This is a genomic window from Burkholderia sp. AU33423, assembly GCF_002223135.1.
Lineage (GTDB): Bacteria > Pseudomonadota > Gammaproteobacteria > Burkholderiales > Burkholderiaceae > Burkholderia > Burkholderia lata_D.
This window is the reverse complement of the sequence record NZ_NKFH01000004.1, coordinates 368,462-380,674: the sequence shown is the minus strand read 5'-3', so window position 1 is coordinate 380,674 and position 12,213 is coordinate 368,462. Positions and strand designations below refer to the sequence as shown.

Genomic DNA, 12,213 nt, shown 5'->3' with positions numbered 1-12,213 from the left:
GAGCCCATCATGGCAGACGATTCCAACCAGCCACCGCGCCCCGCGCGGCGCGGCTTCCTGAAGGCGGGCGGCGCCGCGGTGGCCGCCGGCCTCGCGGCGGCGTCGATCCCGGCCGCGAAGGCAGCGGATGCACCCGCCGCCGCACCCGCGCCCGCTTCCGCGCACGACGGCGTCGAGCCGTTCTATGGCAAGCACCAGAGCGGCATCGCGACGCCGCAGCAGCGCCACGCGTATTTCGCGGCGCTCGACCTGACGACGGCCCAGCGCGCGGATGTCATCACGCTGCTGAAAACCTGGACCGACGCCGCCGCGCGCATGACGCGCGGTGATACCGCACTGCCGCTCGCCGCGACGGGCGTCGACGACATCGCGCCGGCGGACGGGGGCGACGCGCTCGGCCTCGGCCCCGCGCGCCTGACGATCACGTTCGGCTTCGGCCCCGGCATGTTCGCGCTCGCCGGCAAGGATCGCTTCGGCCTCGCGAAGCATCGCCCCGCCGCGCTCGTCGACCTGCCGCGCTTCAACGGCGACCAGTTGCTGCCGGAAAAGACCGGCGGCGCCCTGTTCATCCAGGCGTGCGCGGACGACGCGCAGGTTGCGTTCCACGCGGTGCGCCAGCTCGTGCGCCTCGGCGCGAAAGCGGCGCAGATGCGCTGGGGCCAGGCCGGCTTCACGTCGGGCAAGCCCGGCGAGACGCCGCGCAACCTGATGGGCTTCAAGGACGGCACGATGAATCCGCCGATGTCCGACCCGGCCGCGATGGATGAATTCGTGTGGGCCGGCAGCGAAGGCCCGGCATGGATGAACGGGGGCACCTATACGGTCGTGCGCCGCATCCGCATCACGCTCGAGCACTGGGACAACACCGAGCTCGGCTTCCAGGAGCAGGTGGTCGGCCGTCACAAGTACAGCGGCGCGCCGCTCGGCCAGAAGCACGAGTTCGAGGCGCTCGATCTCGACGCGGCCGACAAGGACGGCAACCCGGTGATCCCCGACAACGCGCACGCGCGCCTCGCGTCGCCGCAGTTGAACAACGGCGCGCAGATCCTGCGCCGCGCGTACTCGTACAACGACAGCACGAACTTCTACATCGAGCGCTGGCCGCCGTGGCGCCAGCAGACCGAGTACGACGCGGGGCTGATGTTCGTCGCGCACCAGCGCGACCCGCGCAAGGGCTTCATTCCGATCAACGAGAAGCTCGCGAAGCTGGACATCATGAACCAGTTCACCACGCACGTCGGCAGCGCGATCTTCGCGTGCCCGCCGGGCGCGCAACCGGGTTCGTACATCGGCGCCGCGCTGTTCGACGCATGACGACACGCCACGCAAGCCAAGGCACACCTTCCCGGCCCGGCCGGATGCAACCTGCTGAAAACCTCATGAACACTTCACCCGTTAGCCGCCCGCTGCGGCACCTGATTTCCGCGGCGGCCGCCGCGCTGATGCTGACCGGCGCACTGCACGCCGCGCGCGCGCATGCCGCGACGCTCACGCTGTACAACGCGCAGCACGAGCAGGTCGTCAACCAGCTCGTCAAGGACTTCGAGGCGCAGAGCGGGATCACCGTGAAGGTGCGCTCGGGCGAAGGCCCGGCACTCGCCGCGCAGCTCATCGCGGAAGGCGACCGCACGCCGGCCGACGTGTACTTCACCGAGAACTCGCCGGAGCTCGTGCTGCTCGACCGCAAGGGCCTGTTCGCGAAGACCGACGCCGCCACGCTGCAATCGGTACCCGCGCGCTTCAACCCGGCCGACGGCGACTGGGTCGGCGTGCTCGCGCGCGAGAACGTGCTCGTCTACAACACCGCGAAAATCCAGCCGCAGCAGCTGCCCGCTTCGCTGCTCGATCTCGCGAAACCGGAATGGAAGGGCAAGGTCGGCGTCGCGCCGAGCGACGCGGACTTCCTGCCGCTCGTGAGCGCGGTGCTCGCGCTGCACGGCGAAGCCGCGACGCTGCAATGGCTGAAGGGCCTGAAGGCCAACGCGCAGATCTTCGACGACGACGAAGGCGTGACGGCGGCCGTCAACCGCGGCGGCGTGCTGACCGGCATCGTCAACAACTACTACTGGGACCGCCTGCACGCCGAGCTCGGCGACAAGTCGACCCGCAGCGCGATCCATCACTTCGGCAAAGGCGACGTCGGCGGTGCCGTCAACGTGTCCGGCGCCGCCGTGCTGAAGGCCTCGAAGCACCAGCCGGAAGCGCAGAAGTTCGTCGCGTATCTCGTCAGCGAGCGTGCGCAGAAACTGATGGCCGGCGGCCATATCAGCTTCGAGTATCCGCTGCATCCGGGCGTCGCGCCCGATCCGATCCTGAAGCCGTTCAACGAACTGAGCCCGCCGGCGCTGTCGTTCGAACAGCTCGGCGACGACAGCCAGGCCGGCAAGCTGCTGCGCCAGGCAGGCCTGCTCTGAGCATGAGCGACGCCGTGTCCCGCACGGCAGGCACCGCACGCGACGGCGAGCACACCGCGACACGGCGCCGCCCGTCGCGCGCGCTCGTCGCCGCGGCCGCGTGCGGGCCGCTCGCGATCCTGCTGCCGCTCGGCTTCACGCTGTACCGCGCGGCCAGCTTCGGCGTCGACGATGCGATCGAGCTGCTGTGGCGCCCGCTCGTCGGCGAACTGCTGATCAACACGTTGTCCATCACGCTCGCCGCGACCCTCGCGTGCACGCTGCTCGGCACCGCGCTCGCTTGGTTCATCGAGCGCACCGACCTGCCCGCCCGGCCGCTGTGGACCGCGCTCGCGGCCGCGCCGCTCGCGGTGCCGCCGTTCATCACGAGCTACGCGTGGGTGTCGCTGAGCCTCGACCTGCAGGATTTCCTCGGCGCGCTGATCGTGCTGACCTCCGCGTACTTCCCGCTCGTCTACCTGCCGGTGGCCGCCGCGCTGCGCGAACTCGACCCCGCGCTGGAAGAAAGCGCACGCACACTCGGCTGCTCGCCGTCGCATACCTTCTTCCGCGTCGTGCTGCCGCAACTGCGCCCCGCGCTGTGCGGCGGGATGCTGCTCGTCGCGCTCGGCGTGCTGTCCGAGTTCGGCGCATTCCAGTTGCTGCGCTTTCGCACGTTCACGACCGAGATCTATGCGGAATACCGCACCGCGTTCGACGGCGGCGGCGCATCGCTGCTCGGCTGCGTGCTGATCGCGCTGTGCCTGCTGTGCCTCGCGATCGAGGCACGCGCACGCGGCCATGCGCGCTACGGTCATACGCACCGCGCCGCGCGCCGCGTCGCGATGCGTTATCCGCTCGGCCCGCTACGCGGCCCCGTCACCGCCGCGTTCGCCGCACTCGCCGCGGCGACGCTCGGCGTGCCGCTCGCGATGATCGGCTACTGGCTCACGCAACAGGGCGCGGCCGCCGTCACGCCGGCCGACGTGTCGCCCGAACTGCTGTGGCAGGCCACGCTGGCGTCGTCCGGCTACGGCCTGATGGCGGCCGCCGTCACGACGCTGCTCGCGCTGCCGCTCGCGTTCCTGCTGGTCCGTTATCCGGGCCGCGTCGCGACGCTCCTCGAGCGCACGGCGATGACCGTGCAGGGCGTGCCGGGCATCGTCGTCGCGCTGGCGATCGTGTCGATCACGGTACGGCTGCTGCAGCCGCTCTACCAGAGCGCACCGGCGCTCGTCGCCGCGTACGCGATCCTGTTCCTGCCGCTGGCGGTCGTCAGCGTGCGCGCGGCGCTGTCGCACGTGCAGGTCCGGCTCGAGGAAACCGCACGCTCGCTCGGGCTCGGCTGGCGCGCGACGCTCGCGCGTGTGGTGCTGCCGCTCGCGGCGCCCGGCCTCGGCGCGGCCGCGACGATGGTGTTCATCTCGGTCGTGACGGAACTCAACGCGACGCTGCTGCTGTCGCCGATCGGCACCCGCACGCTCGCGACGCAGGTGTGGAGCGATACGGCGACGCTCGCGTTCGCCGCCGCGGCGCCCTATGCGGCGCTGCTCGTCGCGCTGTCGCTCGGCGCATCGGGACTGCTGTTCCTGCTGCTCGGCCGCGCGTCGGTGCGCGACTGAGCGCCGCCCTTTTCCCCGGAACCGCCCATGAGCGAACTACGCATCCACGGCCTGTCGAAATCGTTCGGATCACATACCGTCCTGCACGACATCGACCTCACGGTGCGGCGCGGCTCGCGGCTCGCGCTGCTCGGCCCGTCCGGCAGCGGCAAGACCACCCTGCTGCGCGTGCTGTGCGGCTTCGAGCGTGCCGAGCGCGGCACCGTCGAGATCGATGGCCGCCGCGTGGCCGCGCCCGACGTGCACCTGCCGCCCGAGCAGCGCCGAATCGGCTACGTGCCGCAGGAAGGCGCGCTGTTTCCGCACCTGTCGGTGGCCGACAACATCGCGTTCGGTCTGCCGCGCGCGGCGCGGCGGCGCCATCATCGCGTCGACGAACTGCTCGAGATGGTCGGGCTGCCCGCGTCGTATGCGAGCCGTGCACCGCAGCAACTGTCCGGCGGACAGCAGCAGCGCGTCGCGCTCGCTCGCGCGCTCGCGCCCGAGCCGTCGCTCGTGATCCTCGACGAACCGTTCTCCGCGCTCGACACGTCGCTGCGCCACGAAACGCGCAGCGCGGTCGCCGATGCGCTCGCCGCGGCGGGCGCGACCGCGGTGCTCGTCACGCACGACCAGCCCGAGGCGATGACGCTCGGCGACGAAGTGGCGGTGATGTGGCACGGCCGGCTCGTGCAGACGGCCGCGCCGCAGACGCTGTACCGTCAACCCGTCACGCGCGACGTCGCGTCGTTCGTCGGACAGGCGGTACTGCTCGCCGGCCGCGTGCGCAACATGCGCATCGCCTGTGCGCTCGGCGACCTGCCGCTCGTCGCGCCGCTGCCCGACGGGCCGGCCGATGCGATGCTGCGCCCCGAGCAGATCGGCATCGTGCCAGTCACGCACGGCGACGCGGCGCGCGGCCATACAGCGCGTGTCGAAGTCGCGCAGTTCGCGGGTCAGGACGCCGACGTGCTCGTGCGCCTCGATGCCGATGGCGACGTACGCGTGCGCGCACGCGTGCCGGGACACCGGTGTCCGGCCGTCGGCGAACGTGTCGCATTGGTGGTGGATGGCGCGGTGATGGCGTACGCGCGCTGAGCGGCGCGGCCCGCGGCTACGCGCTTTTACTCGCGTTCACCCGCGCTCAGGCATCGGCGCAGCCCGCATCCGGCAAAGGCCGGAAGGTCCGGCCCTCCGTCTCGACCGCCGCGCCCAGCAGCCGCGCGAGCCCCTTCGCGCCTTCGCGCATCACGACGTCGTGGTTCCATCGGAACAGCGGGCGACCGAGCGGCTCCAGCCGATTCATCCAGCGCACGTGCGTGCGGATGTGCCAGTCGTAGCGCACGATCGTACGTGCGCCGTCGGCGACGAACGACCAGCATCCGTCGCCTTCGATCGCGCCGCTCGCGCGGCCTTCGAGTGCATGCGGCGGCTCGACGCGTCGCACGCGCATGTCGAAGGTCAACCGGTACGGCAGCGCCCCCTTCCATGTGTAACGGTGCAGCGCGCCGACGCCGCGCGCGTCGCCCGGTTCGATCTCGACGGTGCTCACGGCACCCTTCCACCAGGCGGGCCAGCGGTCAACCTGGTAGATCGCGTCCCACACCGCCGCGAGCGGCGCGTCCACGCGCCAGGTCGTCGAGAACCGGTATTCCGCCATGCAGCCTCCGGCATGCCCGTCACGGGCACGAGTCAGCGCACCGCTCAGGGCGCGAAGAAGCGTTCGGGAAACGCGACGTCGATCTCGATGTCGTCGAGCGTCACGGTTTCGAGCGGCACATCGTCATCGTCCGCGAAGCTGACGACCTTCCGCGGAAAGCCGTCCTCGGTATCGAGCCACAGCCGGTAGCGATGCACACCGTCGACCGCGTGCGCGGGCGCGCCCGTGACCGACACGCGCAGCGCGGTCCGGCCGCCGACGGCCTCCTCGCCTTCGGTCACCGTCGCGCCGCCTTCCTGCAGCGCGTGGACGTTGCGCAGCAGTTCGCCGACGTCCGACCGGTCGACCCGGTGGCCGCTGCGGTCGCGCACGAGCGGATTGGACGGCGACAGCGTCAGCGCGGGCGGCGCATGCACGCCGAACGGACGCAGCCGCACCTTGCCGTCGCCGGGATCGTAGGCGAGCACCGCGCCGTGATGCGGTGACACGAAATCCATCCGGACGAAGCCCGGTTTCAGGTACGCGTAATGGATTTCGGTGTGCTCGCCGCCGCGCGCGGACGAGCGGATCGTCGCGCGGTACGAGCGGACGTGGTCGAAATGCGCCTGCGCAACGGTCACGGGATCGGCGGTCATGCTCGCTCCTATCAGGCTCGCGGCCAGCAACGCGGCGATCACGGCGCCGCCTCGACATCGAGCACGCCTTCCATCCCGCGCTCGCGATGGCTCCTGAAAAACAGCAGCCGATGCGTGCAATAGTAGGCGAACCGGCCCGGCTGCGCCGGCGTGAAGCGAAACGTCTTCGGCGTCGTGCCGAGCTCGGTGCGCACCGCGATGCCGGCTTGCGGCGCATCGATTTCAAAGCTGTGCGGCACCACGCCGGGCTCGGCCGACACGGTCAGCTCGACCGGCACGTGCGCCCGCACGATCACGTGGTTCGGTCGGAAGAAATAACTGCCGCCGACGATCGCCACCCGTTGCACGCCGTCGGCGTCGACGGGCACGCGCAGCGGCGCGTCGCCGTCCGCCCGAGCAAGCGCGGCGCCCGCGGCGAGCGCCGCCAGCACCAGCATCGGCACGAGCCCCTTCGTCATCGTCGTCTTCATCACCTGCTCCCTGCCGGCGCCGCGCGCGTCACCCCTTCCACGCGTCGGTCGGGCCGCCGAGTTCGCCGCACGCATCGATCGCGAGTTCGCGCAGGCGCCGTTCGTCGCCCTGGCCGGACAATGCGTAGCCCATCCCGCGATCCGACCAGAAATACGTGTAGCGGTCGCCGGCCGACATCGCCTGCGGCGCGAGACGCCGTGTGTCGTAGGCCGTCATGTACAGCGTCACGCGCTCGCCGTCCGCGCGCTGGTACATGAGTTGCGCGGCCGGCCCCGCTTCGCCGGGAAGCAGCCGGCCGCCGAGCAACTGGTAACCATATTCGTCGAGCGACGGCGCACGCACGGGCCGCCCGAGACGCGCGGACAGCCACGCGACGAGATGGTCGGGGTCGCCCGCACCGACCTCGACCGGATGGTCGCGGTCGGCCACGTACGTCGCATAGGCGACATCCGCGCGCGCGGCGAACGCCGGTTCACCGCCGAACGCCATCCAGCCCGCATGCAGCGCGACACCGATCAGCAGCCCGGCCGCGAGCCCCGCGAACGCATAGGCGATCCCGCGCCGGCGCGGCGCACGGCGTTGCACGAACAGCGCGGACGCGGCGGCCGGCAGCGGGAACAGCGCCTGCAGCGCGTCGCGCTGCGCCTGATAATGCGCGAATCGTTCGGCTTCCTCCGGATTGGCCAGCACGCGCTCGAGCACCTCGCGACGCTCATGCCCGGACAGCTCGCCGTCCAGCAACGCGGACAGCAGTTGCGCCGACGCATCGTCGTCCCGCTCGTTCGAAGGCTTGTGCGGATCGTCCATCATGTCTTCCCGATCACCCGTAATGCAGCCGTGCCGTGCGCCGGCGGCTCGTCGGACAACAGCGCGCGCATCTGCCCGCGCGCCCGTGCAAGCCGCGACATCACCGTTCCCACCGGGACGCCGAGCACCTCCGCGGCATCGCGATAGCTCAATTCCTCGAGCGCGACCAGCAGCAGCACCTCGCGCTGTTCGACCGGCAGCCGGTACAGCGCGCGCTGCACGTCGCGCAGCACCAGCCCGCCGATTTCGCCGGCCGGTGCGGCCATCGTCTGCCACGGCGCCGTCGCATCGTCGACCGCGATCTCGTGCCGTGCGCGCAACTGGTCAATGAAGCGGTGCCGCAGCAGCGTCAGCAGCCATGCGCGCAGGTTGCCGCCGTCGCGCGGCGGCCGGTTCAGCGCACGCTCGAGCGTGTCCTGCACGAGATCGTCTGCCCAGGCCCGGTCACCCGTCAGCGCGCGCGCATAACGCGTGAGATGCGGCAACCACACCAGCAGATCCGATTCGTAGCTCATCGGGATGCCTCGCGCACCGCCCCACCGCCCGTCGTCACGGACGCGCGACGTGCCACTTGCCGCCGACCCCGTCGCCGCCCGCGTCGCCGGGCTTGTGATCGAGCTTCCAGCGATACAGCGGGCGCCCGCGGTACGCCCATTGCTTGCTGCCGTCGTCACGCGCGACGAGACTCAACGCGCCGGTTGCCTTGTCGTACGCGTCGGCAAGCGCAGGCGGCCAGTTCGCCGCGCACGCGCGGTCGCACGCGCTCTTGCCGGGTGCATCGCGATCGAACACGTACAGCGTCATGTGATCTTCGTCGACCAGCTTTCCGTCGCCGGCTCGCGGTGGTTCCGCGGCGGCGGGCTGCACGATTGACGCCGTCAGCGCGGCGGCGACGAGTATCCGTTTCATGCCCTTTCTCCTTGACGCGGTATCGCGACACGGCGGCACCGGCCGGGACGATCGGCTTCGTCACGACCATTATCCCGCCGGCCGGCGCTGCCGGGATTCGGTATGTAAACGGATGGAGGCGACCGGTTATTCCACGCCGGCCGGCGAGCGCCGTTGGCGGCGGCCATTCATCCGACGAAATAAAAAAGGGACACCAAAGACAACGCGGCATGACATCGCTGTCATGCCGCGTTGTGCGGCCCGTTGCGCACGGCGGCCGATCCTGGCTCCGCCGTGCGTGCGCGGCCGGTTACTTCGGCAGTGCGCCCGTCAGCGACTGGAGCAGCGACGACACCGGCGCGAGCGGGTTGCCCGGCGCGCTGTTGCCCGAGTGCGGCGTGACCGACAGGCCCGGCGCGGAGCCGAGCGCCGTGCCCACCGTCGTACCGACCGCGTTGACGACCGTCGCCGTGGCGTTGGCGCCCGTCGTCAGCAGCGAGCCGACTGCACCCGCCGTGCCGCCGGCCGCGTTCGCGCCCGAGCCGAGCAGGCTGCCGCCCGCCGCTGCCGTCGAACCGGCCGCGCCCGACAGCGCGCCGGCCGCCTGCCCGAGGGCCACCGGACCGTTCGCGAGTGCGCCCGACACCGAACCGAGCGCACCGGTCAGTGCGCCGGCCGGGTTGCTGCCGCCCGTCAGGCCGCTCACGAGGTTCGTGATCGGGGCGATCGGGTTGCTGCCTGCCGCGCCCGACAGCGTGCCGACGACCTGGTTCACGACGCCTTGCACCGGCGCCAGCGGGTTCGAGCCGCCGAGGTTGCCGAGCGTGCCGACCACCTGGTTCACGACGCCCTGGACCGGCGCCAGCGGGCTCGAGCCGCCGAGGTTGCCGAGTGCGCCCACGACGGAGCCGACCGCGTTACCCAGTGCGTTCGTGGCCGTGCCGACCGCGTTGCTGCTGCCAAGCGTGCCGACGACCTGGTTCACGACGCCCTGCACCGGCGCCAGCGGGTTCGAGCCGCCGAGGTTGCCGAGTGCGCCCGTCACCGAGCCCAGCGCGCCGGTCAGCGCACTGGCTGCGTTGCCGCCCGTCGGCAGCGCGTTCTGCAGACCGTTGACGAGGTTCGTGATCGGCGTGATCGGGCTACCGCCACCCGCGCCGGACAGCGTGCCGACGACCTGGTTCACGACGCCTTGCACCGGCGCCAGCGGGCCTCCCGCGTCGCCCAGCGTGCCAGCGAGCTGCGTGACGACGCCCTGCACCGGAGCCAGCGGGCTTCCCGCGCCGCCGACGTTGCCGAGCGTGCCCGTGATCGTGTTGACCGCGTTGCTCAGTGCGCCGGCCGGGTTGCCGCTGCCGAGCTTACCCGTGACCTGGTCGACGACGCTCTGGATCGGCGCCAGCGGGTTCGAGCCGCCGCCGATGCCGCCCAATGCGCCCGTCACCGTGCCGAGCGCGCCGGTCAGCGCACCAGCCGGATTGCCGCTGCCGAGCGTGCCCGTTACCTGGTTCACGACGCCTTGAACCGGCGCCAGCGGGTTCGAGCCGCCGCCGATGCCGCCCAATGCGCCCGTCACCGTGCCGAGTGCGCCGGTCAGTGCGCCTGCCGGATTGCCGCTGCCGAGCGCGCCCGTGACCTGGTTCACGACGCCTTGTACCGGCGCCAGCGGATTCGAGCCGCCACCGATGCCGCCCAATGCGCCCGTCACCGTGCCGAGCGCGCCGGTCAGCGCACCAGCCGGATTGCCGCTGCCGAGCGTGCCCGTTACCTGGTTCACGACGCCTTGAACCGGCGCCAGCGGGTTCGAGCCGCCGCCGATGCCGCCCAATGCGCCCGTGACCGTGCCGAGAGCGCCGGTCAACGCGCCAGCCGGGTTGCCACCACCGAGCGCACCCGTCACTTGATTGACGACGCCTTGAACCGGCGCCAGCGGATTCGAACCGCCGCCGATGCCGCCCAGTGCGCCCGTGACCGTGCCGAGAGCGCCCGTCAACGCGCCAGCCGGGTTGCCACCACCGAGCGCACCCGTCACTTGATTGACGACACCTTGAACCGGCGCCAGCGGGTTCGAGCCGCCGCCGATGGATCCCAGAGCACCCAGTGCCCCCGTCACGTTGCCGAGCGCACCCGTCAACGCACTGGCCGGGTTGCCGTTATTGAGCGCCGTCGTCACTTGATTGACGACACCTTGAACGGGCGCCAGCGGGTTCGAACCACCGCCGATGCCGCCCAACGCGCCCGTCACTTGATTGACGACGCCTTGAACCGGCGCCAGCGGGTTCGAGCCACCGCCGACGCCGCCCAGGGCGCCCGTGACCGTGCCGAGTGCGCCGGTCAGTGCGCCTGCCGGATTGCCGCCACCGAGCGCACCCGTTACTTGATTGACGACGCCTTGAACCGGAGCCAGCGGATTCGAACCGCCGCCGATGCCGCCCAATGCGCCCGTCACCGTGCCGAGGGCGCCAGTCAGCGCGCCAGCCGGGTTGCCGCCACCGAGCGCGCCCGTTATCTGATTGACGACGCCTTGTACCGGCGCCAGCGGATTCGAGCCGCCGCCGATGCCGCCCAGTGCGCCCGTGACCGTGCCAAGTGCGCCGGTCAGTGCGCCTGCCGGATTGCCGTTGCCGAGCGTGCCCGTGACCTGGTTCACGACGCCTTGTACCGGCGCCAGCGGGTTCGAGCCGCCACCGATGCCGCCCAATGCGCCCGTCACCGTGCCGAGGGCGCCAGTCAGCGCGCCAGCCGGGTTGCCGCCACCGAGCGCGCCCGTTATCTGATTGACGACGCCTTGAACCGGCGCCAGCGGGTTCGAGCCGCCGCCGATGCCGCCCAATGCGCCCGTCACCGTGCCGAGTGCGCCGGTCAGTGCACCAGCCGGATTGCCGCCACCGAGCGCCCCCGTCACTTGATTGACGACACCTTGCACCGGCGCCAGCGGGTTCGAACCACCGCCGATGCCACCCAGTGCTCCCGTCACCGTGCCAAGTGCACCGGTCAACGCGCCTGCCGGGTTGCCGCCACCGAGCGCACCCGTTACTTGATCGACGACACCTTGAACCGGCGCCAGCGGGTTCGAACCACCGCCGACGCCGCCCAGTGCGCCCGTGACCGTGCCGATCGCGCCAGTCAGTGCACCAGCCGGGTTGCCGCCACCGACCGCACCCGTCACCTGATTGACGACACCCTGAACCGGTGCCAGCGGATTCGACCCGCCGCCGACATTACCCAGTGCCCCCGTTACCGTGCCAACCGCATTGCTCAGCGTCCCCGTCGCCGTATTCAGCGCACCGGTCAACGCACCCGCCGGGTTGCCGCCGCCCAACGCACCCGTCACCTGATTCAGCACACCCTGGACCGGCGCGAGCGGCTGTACCGTGCCGCCGCCACCGCCGAGTGCGCCCGTCACCGCCCCCACGGCGCCCGACAGTACCTGGCCGGGATCGCCCAGCGACGTCTGGATCGCGCCCGCCCCGCCTGCCGCCACGGTGACCGAGCCCAACGGCGACGTACCCGTCGCGACCAACCCGACCGACACGCTGTTCGTCGGCGGGTTGACGATCACTTGCGGAATCGGCAGCGCATCAAGGGCCCCCGCCACCGCGGAACCCGAAGCCAGTACCCCGAACACCGTCGCGACCGACAGCGCCACACCCGTCAATTTAAAATTGTGTCTCATCTTTATTTTCCCCATCTCGGTTGGCACAACGTTGATAAAGCATGGGGACGGATTGCACGAAGTGTGCCAATTCGAAAAACAG

General features: G+C 71.1%; 11 protein-coding genes. 4 read left to right on the top strand and 7 right to left on the bottom strand.

From position 1 onward, the window contains the following. Window positions 1–9: 9 nt before the first annotated feature. The 4 genes from efeB (at window position 10) to CFB50_RS04370 (ending at window position 5,092) form a co-directional block, all read left to right on the top strand. Window positions 10–1,314, top strand: coding sequence for an iron uptake transporter deferrochelatase/peroxidase subunit (gene efeB, locus CFB50_RS04385; protein WP_089445048.1), 1,305 nt, complete (start codon window positions 10–12; stop codon window positions 1,312–1,314). Between the two features lie 65 nt (window positions 1,315–1,379). Beyond that, window positions 1,380–2,414, top strand: coding sequence for an iron ABC transporter substrate-binding protein (locus CFB50_RS04380; protein WP_089445047.1), 1,035 nt, complete (start codon window positions 1,380–1,382; stop codon window positions 2,412–2,414). A 2-nt stretch (window positions 2,415–2,416) separates the two neighbouring features. Beyond that, entirely contained in the window at window positions 2,417–4,015 is a 1,599-nt protein-coding gene (locus CFB50_RS04375) for an ABC transporter permease (protein WP_089445046.1), read from the top strand. A 27-nt stretch (window positions 4,016–4,042) separates the two neighbouring features. After that, entirely contained in the window at window positions 4,043–5,092 is a 1,050-nt protein-coding gene (locus tag CFB50_RS04370; RefSeq protein WP_089445045.1) for an ABC transporter ATP-binding protein, read from the top strand. Window positions 5,093–5,138: 46 nt separating this feature from the next. Here the strand turns inward: CFB50_RS04370 and CFB50_RS04365 are convergent, their stop codons facing one another. From CFB50_RS04365 to CFB50_RS04335, 7 genes are all read right to left on the bottom strand, one after another. Then, window positions 5,139–5,654: an SRPBCC family protein gene (locus tag CFB50_RS04365; RefSeq protein ID WP_069247292.1), complete on the bottom strand. Its 516-nt coding sequence runs from the start codon at window positions 5,652–5,654 to the stop codon at window positions 5,139–5,141. A gap of 44 nt (window positions 5,655–5,698) precedes the next feature. Further along, the gene (locus CFB50_RS04360) at window positions 5,699–6,331 is read right to left on the bottom strand and encodes a LolA family protein (protein ID WP_089445044.1); all 633 of its coding nucleotides are present in this window, start codon (window positions 6,329–6,331) and stop codon (window positions 5,699–5,701) included. Further along, window positions 6,328–6,759 (bottom strand): quinol oxidase, encoded by a 432-nt coding sequence (locus tag CFB50_RS04355; protein ID WP_179254149.1) that lies wholly within the window; start codon window positions 6,757–6,759, stop codon window positions 6,328–6,330. The genes CFB50_RS04360 and CFB50_RS04355 overlap by 4 nt, the downstream gene beginning before the upstream one ends. Before the next feature lie 28 nt (window positions 6,760–6,787). Further along, window positions 6,788–7,570: an anti-sigma factor family protein gene (locus CFB50_RS04350; protein ID WP_069247290.1), complete on the bottom strand. Its 783-nt coding sequence runs from the start codon at window positions 7,568–7,570 to the stop codon at window positions 6,788–6,790. Next, window positions 7,567–8,082: a sigma-70 family RNA polymerase sigma factor gene (locus CFB50_RS04345; protein WP_039361534.1), complete on the bottom strand. Its 516-nt coding sequence runs from the start codon at window positions 8,080–8,082 to the stop codon at window positions 7,567–7,569. The genes CFB50_RS04350 and CFB50_RS04345 overlap by 4 nt, the downstream gene beginning before the upstream one ends. A gap of 34 nt (window positions 8,083–8,116) precedes the next feature. Continuing rightward, window positions 8,117–8,476, bottom strand: coding sequence for a COG4315 family predicted lipoprotein (locus CFB50_RS04340; RefSeq protein WP_089445043.1), 360 nt, complete (start codon window positions 8,474–8,476; stop codon window positions 8,117–8,119). Between the two features lie 289 nt (window positions 8,477–8,765). Beyond that, window positions 8,766–12,131: a beta strand repeat-containing protein gene (locus tag CFB50_RS04335; protein ID WP_089445042.1), complete on the bottom strand. Its 3,366-nt coding sequence runs from the start codon at window positions 12,129–12,131 to the stop codon at window positions 8,766–8,768. Window positions 12,132–12,213 lie beyond the last annotated feature (82 nt).